Annotated in this window: 13 protein-coding genes and 4 tRNA genes; 11 read left to right on the top strand and 6 right to left on the bottom strand. The window is 56.1% G+C overall.

Features of this window, described 5'->3' with window-relative positions:
- Positions 1-118: 118 nt before the first annotated feature.
- Genes COA55_RS12495 through COA55_RS12485 form a run of 3 tightly spaced genes read right to left on the bottom strand, consistent with a single transcriptional unit; the run spans position 119 to position 1,967 of the window.
- Positions 119-850: a UDP-2,3-diacylglucosamine diphosphatase gene (locus tag COA55_RS12495; protein WP_290502440.1), complete on the bottom strand. Its 732-nt coding sequence runs from the start codon at positions 848-850 to the stop codon at positions 119-121.
- Positions 851-852: 2 nt separating this feature from the next.
- Positions 853-1,464 (bottom strand): peptidylprolyl isomerase, encoded by a 612-nt coding sequence (locus COA55_RS12490; RefSeq protein WP_290502439.1) that lies wholly within the window; start codon positions 1,462-1,464, stop codon positions 853-855.
- A 5-nt stretch (positions 1,465-1,469) separates the two neighbouring features.
- The gene (locus COA55_RS12485; protein ID WP_063521159.1) at positions 1,470-1,967 is read right to left on the bottom strand and encodes a peptidylprolyl isomerase; all 498 of its coding nucleotides are present in this window, start codon (positions 1,965-1,967) and stop codon (positions 1,470-1,472) included.
- A gap of 156 nt (positions 1,968-2,123) precedes the next feature.
- Between COA55_RS12485 and COA55_RS12480 the strand changes: the two genes are divergently transcribed.
- Complete coding sequence (locus tag COA55_RS12480) at positions 2,124-3,809, top strand: glutamine--tRNA ligase/YqeY domain fusion protein (protein ID WP_290502438.1); 1,686 nt, start codon at positions 2,124-2,126, stop codon at positions 3,807-3,809.
- A gap of 118 nt (positions 3,810-3,927) precedes the next feature.
- On the opposite strand, the gene COA55_RS12475 is transcribed toward COA55_RS12480, so the two are convergent.
- Positions 3,928-4,260 carry a YegP family protein gene (locus COA55_RS12475; protein WP_290502437.1) on the bottom strand — a complete coding sequence of 111 codons (333 nt, stop codon included), beginning with the start codon at positions 4,258-4,260 and terminating at the stop codon, positions 3,928-3,930.
- A 177-nt stretch (positions 4,261-4,437) separates the two neighbouring features.
- Complete coding sequence (gene folD / locus COA55_RS12470; protein ID WP_290502436.1) at positions 4,438-5,283, bottom strand: bifunctional methylenetetrahydrofolate dehydrogenase/methenyltetrahydrofolate cyclohydrolase FolD; 846 nt, start codon at positions 5,281-5,283, stop codon at positions 4,438-4,440.
- A 255-nt stretch (positions 5,284-5,538) separates the two neighbouring features.
- Between folD and COA55_RS12465 the strand changes: the two genes are divergently transcribed.
- The 10 genes from COA55_RS12465 to COA55_RS12420 all read left to right on the top strand — a co-directional run bounded on the left by COA55_RS12465 (position 5,539) and on the right by COA55_RS12420 (position 14,707).
- Positions 5,539-5,615: transfer RNA gene (locus COA55_RS12465), tRNA-Pro, on the top strand.
- A gap of 26 nt (positions 5,616-5,641) precedes the next feature.
- Positions 5,642-5,718: transfer RNA gene (locus tag COA55_RS12460), tRNA-Arg, on the top strand.
- Between the two features lie 32 nt (positions 5,719-5,750).
- A tRNA-His gene (locus COA55_RS12455) sits at positions 5,751-5,826 on the top strand.
- A 179-nt stretch (positions 5,827-6,005) separates the two neighbouring features.
- Positions 6,006-7,319, top strand: coding sequence for a trigger factor (gene tig, locus COA55_RS12450; RefSeq protein ID WP_063519172.1), 1,314 nt, complete (start codon positions 6,006-6,008; stop codon positions 7,317-7,319).
- A gap of 286 nt (positions 7,320-7,605) precedes the next feature.
- A complete protein-coding gene (gene clpP / locus COA55_RS12445) occupies positions 7,606-8,262 on the top strand; it encodes an ATP-dependent Clp endopeptidase proteolytic subunit ClpP (RefSeq protein WP_082872489.1) in 657 nt (218 codons plus the stop codon).
- A gap of 118 nt (positions 8,263-8,380) precedes the next feature.
- Positions 8,381-9,661, top strand: coding sequence for an ATP-dependent Clp protease ATP-binding subunit ClpX (clpX, locus tag COA55_RS12440; RefSeq protein ID WP_290502435.1), 1,281 nt, complete (start codon positions 8,381-8,383; stop codon positions 9,659-9,661).
- 55 nt (positions 9,662-9,716) lie between these two features.
- Positions 9,717-12,113, top strand: a complete 2,397-nt coding sequence (gene lon / locus COA55_RS12435; RefSeq protein ID WP_290502434.1) for an endopeptidase La — start codon at positions 9,717-9,719, stop codon at positions 12,111-12,113.
- Positions 12,114-12,298: 185 nt separating this feature from the next.
- Positions 12,299-12,571: an HU family DNA-binding protein gene (locus COA55_RS12430; RefSeq protein ID WP_039925990.1), complete on the top strand. Its 273-nt coding sequence runs from the start codon at positions 12,299-12,301 to the stop codon at positions 12,569-12,571.
- A gap of 10 nt (positions 12,572-12,581) precedes the next feature.
- Positions 12,582-12,658 (top strand) — tRNA-Asp (locus COA55_RS12425).
- A gap of 117 nt (positions 12,659-12,775) precedes the next feature.
- Complete coding sequence (locus COA55_RS12420) at positions 12,776-14,707, top strand: SurA N-terminal domain-containing protein (RefSeq protein ID WP_290502433.1); 1,932 nt, start codon at positions 12,776-12,778, stop codon at positions 14,705-14,707.
- Between the two features lie 101 nt (positions 14,708-14,808).
- Here COA55_RS12420 and COA55_RS12415 read toward each other — a convergent pair whose 3' ends face one another.
- The gene (locus COA55_RS12415) at positions 14,809-15,606 is read right to left on the bottom strand and encodes an enoyl-ACP reductase (RefSeq protein WP_007150414.1); all 798 of its coding nucleotides are present in this window, start codon (positions 15,604-15,606) and stop codon (positions 14,809-14,811) included.
- Positions 15,607-15,754 lie beyond the last annotated feature (148 nt).

The following is a 15,754-nucleotide window of genomic DNA, read 5'->3' as shown; positions in this document are numbered from 1 at the left end:
TCGGGCCTCACTGATCTTGGAAAATTTGTAGTAGCGGTTTTTACCTGTATTCATAGGCGCAAATGCATATTAGCATGCGATTTGCTTCCTAAGACCCTTAATTATTCATTATTAACTATTAATTAATCGCAAAGCTCTCCAACCGCAACCCAAGCTCACTATCCGCCACAATTTGCCACCCAAGCTTTCCCCAATCTCCCAGCACCCAGCGCTTGCCGGTGCCATCAGGCAAGTCCACGTCGTGGACGTCCGGGCGATGGGTATGGCCGTGGATCAGGTGCTGAACACCAGCTTCCTGCATTTCCCGGACCACTTCTTCCGGGGTGACGTCCATGATGTTTTCTGCCTTGTTGGCGTTGTTGCCCTGGCTTTGCATGCGCATACCCTGGGCGATCATGCGTCGCTCTTCCAGCGGCTTGGCGAGCATGCCTTGCTGCCACTGGGGGTTACGGGCCATGGTGCGGAACTGTTGATAGGCGGTGTCCAGGGTGCACAGGCTGTCGCCGTGCATCAGGATCACGGCGGTGCCGTAGAGGTCGACTACGGTGCCTTCGTCAAGCAGGGTGCCGCCGCAGGCATTCGCAAAGTCGTTGCCGAGCATGAAATCCCGGTTGCCATGCATGAAGTAAAGCTTGCTGCCACTGTCAGAAAACTGTCGGAAGGCGGCGATGGCATCGAGATTAAACGGGCTGTCATCATCGTCGCCGATCCAGGCTTCGAACAGGTCGCCCAGTACATACAGGGCGTCGGTCTTGCCTTGATGGTGTGCCAGCAGGTTTTTCAATGCCTCCAGATGCTCGGGGCGTACCGGATCCAGGTGCAGATCAGAGATGAAGAGGGTGTAACTCATGGTTATTGAGCGTCCTTCTCTTCGTTTGCCTGTTTGGCTGCCTTGCTGTCATCTTCCAGGCGGTAGGCCTTGGTAATCAGAATCGGCACTTCCGGGACATCGCGGGCCATCATGCCGTTCAGGCGCTGGCTGGTGGTGCGTTCCCGGGCGATATTGTCGACCACATTCATGCCGTCGGTGACGGCCCCGAAAACGGCATAGCCCCAGCCGCGGCTGTTCTTGCCGGTGAAATCCAGATTGCGGTTATCTACCAGGTTCACAAAAAACTGGGCGGTGGCCGAATGCGGGTTGCTGGTGCGAGCCATGGCCAGGGTGCCACGCTTGTTTTTTAGGCCGTTGTCGGCCTCGTTCTGGATGGGTTTGCGCGTGGCCTTGCGCTGCCCGCTCTGGTCAAAGCCGCCACCCTGAATCATGAAACCGCTGATCACGCGGTGAAACTGGGTGCCGTTGTAGAAGCCACTGTCCACGTACTGGAGAAAGTTGGCGACACTTTGCGGGGCTTTGTCTTCGTACAGCTCAATGGTAATGGGGCCGGCTGTGGTGTCCAGGCGGACCACCGGGTTGGCCAGCAACAGACCTGGGAGCAGGGCGAGCAGGGCAGCAGCAAGGCGCATGACGATCAGTCCTCGATCAGTTCTGCAGATTCGATCAGTACCGGTTCCACCGGCACATCCTGATGGCCGCCGCTGTTGCCGGTGGCGACGTTGCGGATTTTTTCCACCACGTCCATGCCTTCTGATACAGCACCGAATACCGCATAGCCCCAGCCGTCCTGGCTGCGTTCCTTGTCCAGAAAATGGTTGTCGGCCACGTTGATGAAGAACTGGGCCGAGGCGGAATGCGGATCCGGGGTGCGCGCCATGGCAATGGTGCCGGCCTTGTTGGACAGGCCATTACCCGCTTCATTCTGGATGGGGGCGCGGGTAGCTTTCTGCTGCATGTCTTCGGTGAAGCCGCCACCCTGGATCATGAAATTGCTGATAACGCGGTGGAAGATGGTGCCGTTAAAGTGGCCTTCCTTGACGTACTGCACGAAATTCTCGGTGGTTCCCGGCGCCTTCTCTGCGTCCAGTTGCAGGGTGATTTTGCCGTAAGTTGTTGTCAGCAACACTTTCATTGATGTTTCTCCGCAGGGTCGGACCCGTCAGTTAACGCCTATTTTGCGTGCAGAGGGGCCCTGAGTCTTTGACTGTTGGGGGGGCTACAGTACACTAGCGCACCTTCATTTTCACCGTACCCATTTACCGTATCTCTATCCGGACTGGCCCAGGCAATGAGCGAAACGAAAGCGCCAAGCAATTTTATCAGACAGATCATCGACCGTGACCTCGCAGAAGGTAAAAATGACGGCCAGGTGGTTACCCGTTTTCCGCCGGAGCCCAACGGTTACCTGCATATCGGCCATGCGAAATCTATCTGTCTCAATTTTGGTATCGCGGAAAGCTATGGCGGTAGCTGCAATCTGCGCTTCGACGATACCAATCCGGAGAAGGAAGAGGACGAGTACATCCAGTCCATCAAGCAGGATGTGCAGTGGCTGGGGTTCCAGTGGAACGGTGAAGAGCGCTTTGCCAGTAACTACTTCGACCAGCTGTATGACCTGGCGGTGGGCCTGATCCAGAAAGGCCTGGCCTATGTTGACAGCCTGAGCCCGACGGAAATCGCTGAATACCGCGGTAATTTCACCACGCCTGGCAAACCGAGCCCTTACCGTGACCGTTCCGTGGATGAAAACCTGGCGCTATTCGAGCAGATGCGTGATAACAAGCTGGACGAAGGCGAGGCGGTACTGCGTGCAAAAATTGACATGCAGAGCCCGAATATCAGCCTGCGTGATCCGATTCTTTACCGAATCCGCAAGAAGACCCATCACCAGACCGGCGACAAGTGGGTGATTTACCCCATGTATGACTTTACGCACCCGCTGTCGGATGCCATTGAAGGCATCACCCACAGCCTGTGCACGCTGGAATTTGAGGATCACCGCCCCTTTTATGACTGGGTGGTGGAAAACACCTCGGTCCCGGCGACCCCTCGCCAGTATGAATTTGCCCGCCTGAACCTGAACTACACGGTGACCAGCAAGCGCAAGCTCAAGCAATTGGTGGATGAAGGGCACGTGGATGGCTGGAATGATCCGCGCATGCCGACGATTTCCGGCTTGCGTCGCCGTGGTTACACGCCGACCTCTATCCGCACCTTCTGCGAATCGGTAGGGGTGAGTCGTGCGGACTCGGTGGTGGACATGGCGATGCTGGAAGCGGCTATCCGCGATGACTTGAACCAGCATGCGCCCCGCGCCATGTGCGTCATGAACCCGCTGAAAGTGGTTATTGAGAACTGGGAAGCGGGCAAAGAGGAGACGCTGGTAGCACCGGTGCATCCCCAGAATGAATCCATGGGGACTCGTCATGTGCCGATGACGCGGGAGGTGTATATCGACCGTGAAGATTTCCGCGAAGAGGCCAACAAGAAATTCAAGCGTCTGGTATTGGGCGACCGGGTGCGGTTGCGTTATGGCTATGTGGTGCGTGCCACCGATGTAGTGCGTGATGATCAGGGCGAAATCGTGGAAGTGCGTTGCAGCTATGATCCGAACACGCTGGGCAAGAACCCGGAAAATGCTGATGATCAGGGCAAGATGCGTGGTGTGATTCATTGGGTGAGTGCGGACAAGGGGCTGCCTTGCGAGGTTCGGCTGTACGATCGTTTGTTCAGTGCTGCCAACCCTGACAAGGGACTGGAAGAGGGGCAGACCTTCCTGTCCCACATCAATCCTGAGTCCCTGACTGTGCTGGAGGATTGCTGGGTAGAGCCAGGGTTGCGTGGCGCGCTGGCGCAAACCCGTTACCAGTTCGAGCGGGAAGGGTATTTCTGTGTGGACCAGGACAGCACTGATGAGCGACTGGTGTTCAACCAGACGGTAGGCCTGCGCGAATCCTGGCCGAAGGAAGCTTGAAGCGCGGTTGACCGTGCTGGAAGGTAAGCGCCGAACCTGGCGCTGTTAAAAAAGGCCGCGCCCGGATACCGGGTGCGGTCTTTTGCGTTTTACGACTGCGCGAGTCGTAATGTGGCCTTCAGGTCAGATCTTCCAGGGCTGCATCCGGGGCATTGTTCTTGACTGACTCAATGCCGTTTTCCATGCCGCTGGTGCTCTTGTACATCTGGCTTTGACCGATGACTTGGTGATTGGCGGCCTTGAGAACGAAATAGTGGCGTTCGTCTTTGGCAACCTTGCGTTCGAAATTGCTGTCATCGGTGCTGTTCTTTCTTACCGAGTCGATACCGTTCTCGCAGGCAGTCTTGGTGGTGTACTGCTCGCTGGCGAGGATGATCTCGCCGTTGCCGGCTTTCAGGCGAAAGATGAACTGCTCATTGCTGGCTTTGTCGATCTCGAATTTCCCTGACATGGTGCTCTCCTTGGTCTGCCACTTTGGCGGTCTGCAACGAGAAAATCACTGCAGCATCAAGGATGCTAACCCAGCCCGACAGCGGTGGGTATTGACGGTTTTATGACAGTGACGGGTGGGCACAGATGATGCAGGAAACCAGGAAGAGTGGGGCGCCTGGAGCGCCCCGGTTGACGTTTAGCCGAAGGCTTTCTCGCCGGATTGCAGGGTCTGGAAGATGAGGGTGTTGATGGTCATCGGGCCGACACCGCCAGGAACGGGGGTGTAGGCAGCGACGCGATCAATCAGCGGCGCCAATTCAATATCCCCGCATTTTTGCGGGTGGAAGCCGGCATCGACCACCACTGCGCCATCCTTGATCCAGTCTGCCTTGATAAATTCCGGTTTGCCCACGGCGCCCACAACGATGTCGGCCTGCTTCACCAGGGCCGGCAGGTTCTGGGTGCGGCTGTGGCAGATGGTAACGGTGGCATTGGCTTCGAGCAGCATCATGGCCATGGGCTTGCCCAGAATGGCGCTGCGGCCCACTACGACGGCGTGTTTGCCTTCCAGCTCTACCTGATAGTGTTCCAGTAACCGCATGATGCCCTTGGGGGTGGCGCAGCCGTAGGCGGCTTCGCCCATGCTCATGCGACCAAAGCCAAGACAGGTGACGCCGTCCACGTCCTTTTCCAGGCTGATAGCATCGAAACAGGCGCGCTCATCAATCTGGGCGGGCACCGGGTGCTGCAGAAGAATGCCGTGTACATCCGGGTTGTTATTCAGTTCGTCAATCTTGGCCAGTAATTGCTCGGTGGTGGTGCTTTCGGCCAGCTCGATGGCGACTGATTCCATGCCGACACGCTGGCAGGCATTGCCTTTCATCTTTACATAGGTGGCGGAGGCCGGGTCGGCACCCACCAGAATGGTGGCAAGGATCGGCGTACGGCCGTAGGCCTTGGCTTTCAGGGTGTCGACGCGCAGGCGCATCTCCTGCTCAAACTGCTGGGCCAGGGTTTTGCCATCAAGAATCTGGGCGGTCATGTGGGCGATCTCTCTGAAATTGACTACAGTAGGGGTGGCTCGGCGCGGTCGCGGTTATTGCAGCCTGCCGGGGGTAGCCGTGAACGGCGCGATTCTCGCATGCGCAGGCACTGTTCGCAAAAAACAGGCGCAAAAGTTGCCTAAAATCTGAACGTTAGAGATTTTTTTGCGTTAAACACCGTTGACGCTCATGGGGGTGCCGAGTATTATGCGCGCCTCGCTTTCGAGCTTAGTCACTGACGCAGCTTTAAGAGACGGGGTGTAGCGCAGCCTGGTAGCGCGCCTGCTTTGGGAGCAGGATGTCGGGGGTTCGAATCCCTCCACCCCGACCAGTTGGCTTGATGGCGGTAACCTGCAAGCGCCTGTAGCTCAACCGGATAGAGCAACGGCCTTCTAAGCCGTCGGTTGCAGGTTCGAGTCCTGCCAGGCGCGCCAGGCAGGACAGGAAGAAAGCAGACAGTTTTATGGTGATTGTAGCTCAGTTGGTAGAGCTCCGGATTGTGATTCCGGCGGTCGTGGGTTCGAGCCCCATCAGTCACCCCATATTAAAAGCCTCCGGGATCGATCCCCGGAGGCTTTTTCGTATGGGCTTCAGGTGCTGTGCTGCAGGCAGACTGTAGGCAGCGAAGCTCCCTTTGATTATAATCTGCGCCCTTCATTAGGCCGTCTTCGCGTTATTTCGGCGGCGGGCAGAGATAAAAGTCTTTTTTAAAGAGGATGTTATGCAGGTTTCTGTTGAAACGACTTCAGGTCTTGAGCGCCGTGTGACGGTGGGTGTACCCGCGGAAAAAGTGGATGTGGCAGTAGAAGGCAAGCTGCAGGAAGCCCAGAAAACGATCCGTCTGGACGGTTTCCGCCCGGGTAAAGTGCCCATGCGTGAAGTAAAGCGTCGCTTTGGCGGGGCCGTGCGTAACGAAGTGCTGGCTGACGTTATGCGTGAAGCCTTCATCGAAGCGGTGGAGCAGGAAAAACTGCAGCCCGCAGGCATGCCCGGTTTCGAAGCCAAGACCAACGAAGCCGGCAAGGATCTGGAATTCGTGGCGACCTTCGAGGTGTACCCGGAGGTTGAGCTGGCCGCGTTCGATACCATCGAAGTGGAAAAGCCCCAGGCTGAAGTGACTGACGCCGACGTGGACACCATGATCGAAACCCTACGCCAGCAGCGCGCCGAGTTTGCCGATGTGGACCGTGCCGCCGAGACCGGTGACCGCGTCAATATCGATTTCAAAGGTCTGAAAGACGGCGAAGCCTTCGAAGGCGGTACCGCCGAAGGGCAGAACCTGGAGCTGGGTTCCGGCCAGATGATCCCGGGTTTTGAAGATGGCATCGTTGGCATGAAAGCCGGTGACGAGAAAGACATCGACGTGACCTTCCCGGAAGACTATCAGTCCGAAGACCTGAAGGGTCAGGCTGTTGTGTTCCAGATCAAGGTCAACAAGGTAGAAGGCAAGGCGCTGCCGGAAGTAGACGCCGAGTTCATGAAAGGCTTTGGTGTGGACGATGGTGACGAAGCCAAGTTCAAGGCTGAAGTACGCAAGAACATGGAGCGTGAGCTCAAGAATGCCATCACCAGCAAGGTGAAAGAGCAGGCCATGGACGGGTTGGTGAACCTGCATGAGTTTGACCTGCCGGCAGCTCTGGTCACCCAGGAAATCCAGCGCATGCGTCAGCAGATGATGCAGCAGTTTGGTGGTGGTCAGCAGTTTGATCCCTCCATCTTGCCGGATGACCTGTTCAAAGAGCAGGCCGAGCGCTCTGTGCGTCTGGGCCTGGTAGTGCGTGCCATCCTCGACAAGAACGAAATCAAGGCAGATGCCGACAAGGTAAAAGCCCGCGTTGAAGAGATTGCCGAGCAGTACGAAAAGCCGGAAGAAGTGGTGAGCTGGGTCTACAGTAACCCGCAGCAGCTGCAGCAGATCGAAGGTGCGGTGCTGGAAGAGCAGGTAGTCGACCTGGTGCTGGAAAGCGCCAAGGTGGAAGAGAAAAGCATGCCTTACCAGGACGCGGTTAAGCCGCGCGAGCAAGCGGAAGGCTGATTTAAACCTTCTGTTTGACCTTCAAAACGGGGCCTTCGGGCCCCGTTTTGCGTTATTTATGCGCAATTTGCGCAAGAATTGTGCACTTGAACCCCTCTCCCGCCCACTTTTATAGACGCCCCCCAAGTGCCGTCATAAGATGCCTGAAGACCTATTTGCCTTGCTTGCCTTGTATTCCGGCCTTCTGGCCCCCAAGACAACGCAAGGTACATGCCGGTTGTTGACCTCCGGCATCAATAAACAGTTGAGAACGTCCACGGACGATCGACGAGAAGGAAAGCGCTACATGATCGACTTGAGCCGTATTAACTCGCTTACCCCGGAAATGAACCAGCTGATCAAGGATCCGACCAATCTGGGCCTGGTGCCGGTGGTGATTGAGCAGACCGCCCGTGGGGAACGTTCTTTCGATATCTACTCCCGCCTTCTGAAAGAACGGGTGATCTTCATGATCGGCCAGGTGGAAGATCACATGGCCAACCTGATCGTGGCACAGATGCTGTTCCTTGAGTCCGAGAACCCGGACAAGGATATCCACCTGTACATCAACAGCCCGGGTGGTTCGGTTACCGCTGGGATGTCCATCTACGACACCATGCAGTTCATCAAGCCGGATGTGTCCACCATGTGTGTAGGCCAGGCGGCCAGCATGGGGGCCTTCCTGCTTACCGCCGGGGCTGCCGGCAAGCGTTTTGCGCTGCCCAATGCCCGGGTGATGATTCACCAGCCGCTGGGTGGCTTCCAGGGCCAGGCGTCAGACATTGAAATCCACGCCAAGGAAATCCTGAAAATCAAAGGGCAGCTCAACAGCTTGCTGGCTCACCACACCGGCCAGCCCATCGAGCAGCTGGAAAAAGACACTGACCGTGACAACTTCATGAGTGCCGACGAAGCGAAGGAATACGGCATCATTGACGCGGTGTTGAGCCAGCGTCCTGTTTAAATAGGGCGAGTTAGTACAAAAAGTGTCCTAACGGAACGGCAGAGCAGCCCGGCGGGCTTGAAAAACACCGGGCTACCCTGCATCTTCAAAGCAAATACACAGGTTTAGAGGCAATTCGATGACCGATTCCACTGGCAAGGGCGACGACGGCAAACTGCTGTATTGCTCCTTCTGCGGCAAAAGCCAGCATGAGGTCCGCAAACTGATTGCGGGGCCCTCGGTCTTTATCTGCGACGAATGCGTGGATCTGTGTAACGACATTATCCGCGAGGAAGTGCAGGAAGATACCAGCGACACAGATGGTGAGCGCCTGCCCAAGCCGAATGAGATCAAGGACACCCTTGATGAGTACGTGATTGGCCAGGAGCGTGCCAAGAAGGTGCTGGCTGTGGCGGTGTATAACCACTACAAGCGCCTGCGTAGCGGCGGGAAAGGCCGTGACGAAGTCGAGCTTGGTAAAAGCAATATTTTGCTTATCGGGCCTACCGGTAGCGGCAAGACCCTGCTGGCCGAAACCTTGGCGCGACTGCTCAATGTGCCGTTTACCATTGCCGATGCAACCACGCTCACCGAAGCGGGTTACGTCGGTGAAGATGTTGAAAACATTATCCAGAAACTGCTGCAAAAGTGTGACTACGACGTGGACAAGGCCCAGCGTGGCATCGTCTATATCGATGAAATCGACAAGATTTCCCGCAAGTCTGATAACCCGTCCATCACCCGGGATGTGAGCGGCGAGGGCGTACAGCAGGCGTTGCTGAAGCTGATCGAGGGCACTGTGGCGTCTGTGCCGCCCCAAGGTGGGCGCAAGCATCCACAGCAGGAATTCCTGCAGGTGGACACCTCCAACATGCTGTTCATCTGTGGTGGTGCCTTTGCCGGTCTCGACAAAGTGATCCGCGAGCGCTCCGAGAAGGGCGGCATCGGTTTCTCCGCCGAGGTGAAGAGCAAGGACAATACGCGCAATCTGGGCGAGCTGCTGGTCGATGTGGAGCCGGAAGATCTGGTCAAGTATGGCCTGATTCCCGAGTTCATTGGTCGCCTGCCGGTGATCGCCACGCTGGAAGAACTGAGTGAAGAAGCGCTGATCCAGATTCTCACCGAACCGCGCAATGCGCTGACCAAGCAATATGCGCGTCTGTTTGAAATGGAAGGGGTGGAGCTGGATTTCCGCGATGACGCCCTGCGCGCGATTGCCAACAAGGCCATGGTACGCAAGACCGGTGCTCGCGGCTTGCGCTCGATCCTCGAGGGCGTATTGCTTGACACCATGTACCAGGTGCCGTCCATGGATAGCGTGGCCAAGGTGGTGATCGATAGCCCGACCATCAAGGGTGAATCCGAACCGTTGTTGATTTACGAAAACAACGAGCAGTCTTCCAAGGTGGCACCGGATTGAGACCCGGGCATGGTCCGGGTCTGTCCTGCTTTCACCTAAGTCATAGAGGCAATACGTGCTGAAAGATATTCCGCTTTTACCGCTGCGTGATGTAGTGGTGTACCCGCACATGGTTATCCCGCTGTTTGTCGGCCGGGAAAAGTCCATTGCGGCTCTTGAAGCTGCCATGGCAGCTGACAAGCAGATCATGCTGGTCGCCCAGCGTAATGCCTCCGACGACGATCCGGGTGTGGACGACATCTACCGGGTTGGTACGGTTTCTACCATTCTGCAATTGCTCAAGCTGCCGGACGGTACCGTGAAGGTGCTGGTCGAAGGCGGTCAGCGTGCCCATGTGGCCAAGGCTGAATTTGGTGAAGAAGGCGCTGTTGCTGATGTGCGCGAGCTGGAAGAAGGGCTCCCGGACGAAAGCGAACAGGATGCGCTCTCGCGCTCCCTGCAGGGCCAGTTCGAGGATTACGTCAAACTCTCAAAGAAAGTGGCGCCGGAAGTGACCGGCTCCGTTTCTTCCATCGACGAAGTCAGCCGCTTGGCTGACACCATTGCCGCGCACCTGCAGCTCAAGCTGGAGGAGAAGCAGGACGTGCTGGAAATGGTGGACGTGCGCGAGCGTGTTGAACACCTGATCGCGCTGATGGAATCCGACATTGATGTGCTGAAAGTAGAAAAGCGCATCCGTGGCCGGGTGAAAAAGCAGATGGAGAAAAGCCAGCGCGAGTATTACCTGAACGAACAGATGAAAGCCATCCAGAAAGAGCTGGGTGATCTGGAAGACAGTGGTAATGACCTGGACGATCTGGAAAAGAAAATCGACAGCTCGGGCATGCCCAAAGAGGCCCGTGACAAGGCTCAGGCGGAGCTGAACAAGCTCAAGATGATGTCCCCCATGTCGGCGGAAGCCACGGTTGTGCGCGGCTATCTGGACTGGATGACCTCGGTGCCATGGAAAAAGCGCAGCCGGGTGCGTCATGACCTGAATTACGCCAAGGAAGTACTGGACCGGGACCACTACGGTCTGGAAGACGTAAAAGAACGCGTGCTGGAATTTTTGGCCGTACAAAGCCGGGTCGGCAAGGTAAAAGGGCCGGTGTTGTGCCTGGTGGGGCCACCCGGGGTGGGCAAGACTTCACTGGGGCAATCCATCGCCAGTGCCACCAATCGCAAGTTCGTTCGCATGGCGTTGGGTGGTGTCCGTGACGAAGCAGAAATTCGTGGCCATCGCCGGACCTATATCGGCTCTTTGCCGGGTAAGGTTATCCAGAAGCTGTCCAAGGTCGGCGTCCGTAACCCGCTGTTTTTGTTCGATGAAGTCGACAAAATGGGCATGGATAACCGGGGTGATCCTGCGTCTGCACTGCTGGAAGTGCTGGACCCGGAACAGAACGATACGTTCAGCGATCATTACCTGGAAGTGGACTATAACCTGTCCGAAACCCTGTTCATTTGCACATCCAATTCCATGAATATTCCGGCGCCATTGCTGGACCGCATGGAAGTAATCCGTCTTCCCGGTTATACCGAGGAAGAGAAGGTTAATATTGCGCTGCAGTACCTGATCCCCAAGCAAATCAAAAACAACGGCTTGAAAAAAGATGAGCTGTTATTTGATGAAGCCGTGTTACGGTACATCGTTCGCCATTACAGCCGGGAGGCTGGCGTGCGTGGGCTGGAGCGCGAAATCAGCAAGATTTGCCGCAAGGTGGTGAAAGAACATTTGCTCACCGGTGAAACGGAAACGGTCACCATGAGTGAAGAGCTGGTTGAGCATTATCTCGGTGTGCGCAAGTTCAGCTTTGGTCGTGCTGAAGAGCAGGATCAGATCGGTCAGGTAACCGGCCTTGCATGGACGTCTGTGGGCGGTGAGCTGCTCACCATTGAAAGTGTTTCCACGCCAGGCAAGGGGCGGGTGATTTCTACCGGCTCACTGGGTGATGTAATGCAGGAATCTATCCAGGCTGCGTGGACGGTAGTGAAAAGCCGTGCAGGCACCCTGGGCATTCGCCGCCGGGCACTGGATCGCAACGACCTGCACATGCATGTGCCGGAAGGGGCAACACCAAAAGATGGCCCCAGTGCAGGTATCGGAATGTGTACGGCGATGGTGTCGGTGTTGACCGGTATTCCGGTGCGTGCGGATGTGGCCATGACCGGTGAAATTACCCTGCGTGGGCAGGTGCTGCCGATTGGTGGCCTCAAGGAAAAGTTGTTGGCTGCCCATCGCGGCGGAATCAAGACGGTTTTGATTCCGGAAGAAAATGAGAGGGACCTCAAGGAGATCCCCGACAATATCAAGGCGTCCTTGGACATTCGACCAGTAAAATGGATTGACCAGGTACTTGATGTGGCACTGACTCATCAACCAAATCCGCTTTCCGAAGCGGAGCTGGAAGAGGATTTAGCGCTGGCAGAAGAGAAAAACCAGGAAGGTAACAAACGTCCTAGTACACATTAACGGATCATATTTAAACCTTTTTAAATTGTTGATCTGTATGGTTTTTCAATTGTTTTAACTTGGGTGAGATCGCGCTTTTCCTTTCTTGACGCCCCTGATACCCGTTGGTATAAAGGCGGCTTCGCATAAGGAGAGTGCATCACGCCTCGACCATAAAACCGGGAAAATAGAGAAAGGGGAACTTTGTGAATAAGTCAGAGTTGATTGATGCGATTGCCGCTAGCGCGGATATTTCCAAAGCCGACGCAGGTCGTGCTCTGGATTCTACTTTGGAAGCGGTAACTGGTGCCCTGAAAAAAGGTGACAGCGTTTCTCTGGTAGGTTTTGGTACTTTTGCAGTGAAGCGTCGTGAAGCCCGCGATGGCCGTAACCCGCAAACTGGCCAGACCATCAAGATCGCCGCTGCCAACGTACCGGGCTTCAAAGCCGGTAAGGCACTGAAAGACGCGGTGAACTAAACTGTTTGCAGGAGCGGTAGTTCAGCTGGTTAGAATACCGGCCTGTCACGCCGGGGGTCGCGGGTTCGAGTCCCGTCCGCTCCGCCAGTTTGAGAAAGCGTACTCGTAAGGGGTACGCTTTTTTGCATTTAAGGGAACCTGCAGTCATCCGCCGGTTCTGAATAATAAGATCGAATTTCGAGAGTATCCCTACGGAGTAATTTCATGCAGGAGTTCAGACGGTTTGTCCGCGGTCCCGTGGGCAAGGTCCTGCTTGCCGCAATCATTCTTCCTTTCGTGATTTCCGGCTTTTACGGCTACTTTGTCGGCGGAAGCACTGGCGACGTGGTAGCTGAAGTGGAAGGCAGCAAGATCACACGTAGTGTTGTGAACCAGCGGGTAGAGCGGGTTCGTAACATGCTTCGCGAGCAAAGCCCGAACATGAATCCTGCATTGCTGGATTCATTTGTGCGTCCGGAAATGGTGCTGGATGGCATCGTCAACGAGCAATTGATTCTGGCCGCAGCGGAACAATCCAGCATGGTGTTCAGTGAACAACAGGTTGCTGCCGATATTTACAAGGTGCCGTTGTTCCAGGAAGACGGCAAGTTTTCCGAACAGCGGTTCGAGCGCGAATTGCGCGCCCGCGGGATGAACCCGCAGAGTTACATCCAGGGGTTGCGCCAGGACATGATCAAGGAGCAGTTCCGTGCGGGCTTCATGCAGACGGACTTTTCGCTTCCTTCCGAGCTGAACGAACAGCGTCGTCTGGGGGAGCAGTCCCGCGACATCCGTTATGCGCAACTGGATATCAACTCGCTGCGCAAGCAGTTCAGCGTGTCAGACGAAGAGGTCAAAGCCTTCTATGACGAGAATCAGGGTGAATTCATGCGCCCTGAAGAGTTCAAGGTGTCTTACGTTGAACTGTCTGCAGACAAGTATGCCGATCAGGTGAGCGTTACTGACGAGGATGTGAAGGCAGAATACGATGTCCGTAAATCCATCATGGAAGAAGCGGGCGCCGGTGACGCACCACGCCAGGTGTCACATATTCTCATCGAAGTGAACGATGACCGGGATCTTGAACAGGCGAAGGCCCGTGCCCGTGAAGCAGCGAAAGCCATTGCCGGTGGTGAATCCTTTGCTGATGCTGCTGCCCAGTACTCCGACGACTCAGGTAGCGCCCAGTCTGGTGGTGATCTGGGTGTGGTTTCCAAGGGGGCCTTGCCTGAAGAAATGGAAGACGCCATTGCCGAGCTGGCTTCTGGCACCGTCTCTGCGCCGGTGGTAACGGACGCCGGGGTCCACCTGATCAAGGTGACTCAGGAGGAGAGCGCTCGTGAATTGCCGTCACTGGCGGAGCTGTCGGATCAAATTCGCGCCGACCTGAAAAAAGCCCGTGCGGAAGCGTTGTTGAATGACGATGTGGCGAAGCTGGAAGAGCTGCTCTATGAGCATGCCGATCTACAAAGCCCGGCAGAGCAGGTGGGCACGTCTGTGGTAACTACGGACTGGGTCGACCTGGCGGCGGCTGATGCGCCATTGTCCCTGCCTCAGGTACAGCAGGCGCTGAACTCTGATCAGGTGCGTGAACAAGGGCACAACAGTGATTTGATCGAAATCGATTCGACCCGCTATATTGCTGTGCGTATCGCAGAGAACAAGTCTGCTGAACCCATGCCCCTGGAGGAAGTCTCTTTCGCTATCCGTGAGCGCCTCAAAGGTGAGCACGCCATGGACAAGGTCCAGCAGCTTAGTGAAGAAGCACAGAAATCCATTGATGATGGTGCTGATCTGGCGGCAGTGGCGGACTTGTTCGAGGTAGAAGTTGAAGAGCAGGAAGGCCTGCAGCGCGGCGGTGCAGAACCGTCCATGGAAGTGGTCAACGGTGCATTCGGTGCGCCGCGTTTCGAAGAAGGAGAGGCCTCTCCTGTAGAGCTGACCCGTCTGGGTGACGGTTCTGTGGTTGCCTACCAGGTAACTCGCGTTGCCGACGGTAATGCCGAACCGTTGAGTGATGCCCAGCAGCAGGCAGCATTGGTTGAACTTGCCAATGTGGAAGGGCAGCGCAATTTCCGTCAGGTGGTTGCCCTGTTACGTGACGAGGGCGATGTGGAGCTGCATCCGTCCCGGTTGAGCGCCAACCAGGGAGAGTAATTTCCCTGCGGTGTTCCGCCCACAAAAAAGCCCACCGAGATGGTGGGCTTTTTTGTGCTTAAGCCTTTGCTTTTTCTAGGCGTTGCCTTGAGGCATCAGTCCTAGAGTTCAAGCTCAAACGGCATGGATACTGTGCTAGCGCCAGCGTCTACATAGGTGATCTCGCCGGTAATGCCGGAGGCCAGGTCTGAGCACAGAAACGCGGCGGTATTGCCCACTTCCTCAATGGTCACGTTACGGCGCAGAGGTGCCTTGGCGGCATTGTAGTCGAGCATGCTGCGGAATTTCTTGATGCCAGAGGCCGCCAGAGTGCGAATGGGGCCGGCAGATATGCCGTTCACACGGACGCCATCCGGCCCCATGCTGGCAGCGAGATAACGCACGGACGCCTCCAGACTGGCCTTGGCCATGCCCATCACATTGTAGTTGGGCACGGACTGGCGGGCGGCGTGGTAGGTAAGGGTGAGCAGGGCGCCATTGCGGCCGGCCAGCATGCTTTTGCCAGCCTTGGCCAGTGCCACGAAGCTATAGCTGGAAATATCGTGGGCAATCTGGAAACCCTCGCGGGTGGCCACATCCACAAAGTTACCATCCAGTTCGGCAGCGGGGGCGAAACCCACAGCGTGAACGATACCGTCTAGCCCATCCCACTGCTTGCCGAGTTCAGCAAAAACGGCATCAATGGCCTCGTCGCTGGTGACATCACAGGGAAAGCACATGGCTTCGCTGCTGCCGTACCGTTCTGCGGCTTTGAGTACACGGCTTTTCAGTTTGTCGTTCTGGTAAGTGAAAGCCAGCTCGGCACCTTCGCGGTGCATGGCTTCGGCGATACCGGTGGCAATGGAGCGGTCGCTGGCGACGCCGACAATCAGGTAACGCTTGCCTGCAAGAAATCCCATGTTCGTCCTCGATATGCTTTTTGAGTAGAAAATTGAAAGTTGAAAGTTTCAAAACGCGAGCTGACGTGTTTGCCAGCGATATAATCTTCTCCAGCGGCAATAACGTCCTGGGGATATCTGTCCCATTACAACAAGAGAGAGGTAAGCT

Origin of the sequence: Alcanivorax sp. (genome assembly GCF_002733835.1) — a bacterium.
In the GTDB taxonomy this organism is placed as follows: domain Bacteria; phylum Pseudomonadota; class Gammaproteobacteria; order Pseudomonadales; family Alcanivoracaceae; genus Alcanivorax.
The sequence above is the reverse complement of the archived record's forward strand: the minus strand, read 5'-3'. Positions and strand labels throughout refer to the sequence as shown.

Coding starts and splice junctions, on each gene's coding strand:
- COA55_RS12495 (WP_290502440.1), bottom strand. CDS start 850: ATGAGTTACACCCTCTTCATCTCTGATCTGCACCTGGATCCGGTACGC.
- COA55_RS12490 (WP_290502439.1), bottom strand. CDS start 1,464: ATGCGCCTTGCTGCTGCCCTGCTCGCCCTGCTCCCAGGTCTGTTGCTG.
- COA55_RS12485 (WP_063521159.1), bottom strand. CDS start 1,967: ATGAAAGTGTTGCTGACAACAACTTACGGCAAAATCACCCTGCAACTG.
- COA55_RS12480 (WP_290502438.1), top strand. CDS start 2,124: ATGAGCGAAACGAAAGCGCCAAGCAATTTTATCAGACAGATCATCGAC.
- COA55_RS12475 (WP_290502437.1), bottom strand. CDS start 4,260: ATGTCAGGGAAATTCGAGATCGACAAAGCCAGCAATGAGCAGTTCATC.
- folD (WP_290502436.1), bottom strand. CDS start 5,283: ATGACCGCCCAGATTCTTGATGGCAAAACCCTGGCCCAGCAGTTTGAG.
- tig (WP_063519172.1), top strand. CDS start 6,006: ATGCAGGTTTCTGTTGAAACGACTTCAGGTCTTGAGCGCCGTGTGACG.
- clpP (WP_082872489.1), top strand. CDS start 7,606: ATGATCGACTTGAGCCGTATTAACTCGCTTACCCCGGAAATGAACCAG.
- clpX (WP_290502435.1), top strand. CDS start 8,381: ATGACCGATTCCACTGGCAAGGGCGACGACGGCAAACTGCTGTATTGC.
- COA55_RS12420 (WP_290502433.1), top strand. CDS start 12,776: ATGCAGGAGTTCAGACGGTTTGTCCGCGGTCCCGTGGGCAAGGTCCTG.
- COA55_RS12415 (WP_007150414.1), bottom strand. CDS start 15,606: ATGGGATTTCTTGCAGGCAAGCGTTACCTGATTGTCGGCGTCGCCAGC.